Below are 950 nucleotides of genomic sequence, written 5' to 3'. Positions count from 1 at the left end.
CACCAGCGTTCCATGGTTTGGAATCGGTACACCTAGATCGCTGTGCAGCTCTTTGTAAATGTTCACGAGGGAAGGCGGAATCCGCACGCCGGGTTTGACCGAAAAGCTAAGGCCGTGGGCCTGTCCGGGTCCATGATAAGGATCCTGTCCCAAAATGACCACTTTGGTATCCTCATATGGGGTCAGCTTGAGCGCTTTAAAGAGGTCCTCTTTCGGCGGGTACACTTTGTGAAGCTTGTATTCCTTGGCCAGCTTATAACGGAGTTCCTGAAAATAGTCCTTTTCGGTTTCTTCCTTCAACTGCTCGTCCCAATCGTTATTAAATATCATGAAGCATTTCTCCTCTCTCGTAAATATATAAACTTATTTTTATAGAAAAACGTCTGCCGACGCACAATCAATGAGAGTCAAACCGCATTAAACGGCAGCTAAAAAAATAAGCCGGCCCCGATCCGGACCAGCTTACCCTGTTCAACTTGTTCCAATCCAATGCCGAGAACCGGGCTCGAACCGGTACGGTAGTCACCTACCGCAGGATTTTAAGTCCTGTGCGTCTGCCAATTCCGCCATCCCGGCTTGTCTATCACTTTTGTGACGACAAAATTTAATATAACATGTTTTACCCATACCGGCAATCCTTTAATTCCCATTCCTTTTACCGGCCATGAGCACAAAAAAACCGGCTCAGTCAAAGACTGAACCGGCTTCCTTCGAATGGTTTACCTGTATGCCGAGGACCGGGCTCGAACCGGTACGATAGTCACCTACCGCAGGATTTTAAGTCCTGTGCGTCTGCCAATTCCGCCACCCCGGCATGCTGTTTCTTGCATATTGCTATATGGTGGGCCCTGAGGGACTCGAACCCCCGACCAGTCGGTTATGAGCCGACCGCTCTAACCAACTGAGCTAAGGGCCCTGATCAAGTATATACCGTACAGATAATGGCTGTT

1 protein-coding gene and 3 tRNA genes are annotated in these 950 nt (G+C 48.8%); all 4 read right to left on the bottom strand.

Features of this window, described 5'->3' with window-relative positions:
* Positions 1-327: uracil-DNA glycosylase (locus CPT76_RS22775; protein WP_374954727.1), on the bottom strand; the 327-nt coding region annotated here is incomplete at its 3' end.
* A gap of 163 nt (positions 328-490) precedes the next feature.
* Positions 491-576, bottom strand: a tRNA-Leu gene (locus CPT76_RS22770).
* A gap of 152 nt (positions 577-728) precedes the next feature.
* Positions 729-814: transfer RNA gene (locus CPT76_RS22765), tRNA-Leu, on the bottom strand.
* 25 nt (positions 815-839) lie between these two features.
* Positions 840-916 (bottom strand) — tRNA-Ile (locus CPT76_RS22760).
* Positions 917-950 lie beyond the last annotated feature (34 nt).

This window comes from Paenibacillus sp. AR247 (assembly GCF_002968895.1).
Taxonomy (GTDB): domain Bacteria; phylum Bacillota; class Bacilli; order Paenibacillales; family Paenibacillaceae; genus Paenibacillus_AQ; species Paenibacillus_AQ favisporus.
Note: the sequence above shows the minus strand (reverse complement) of the source record. Positions and strands in the feature narration are given on the sequence as shown.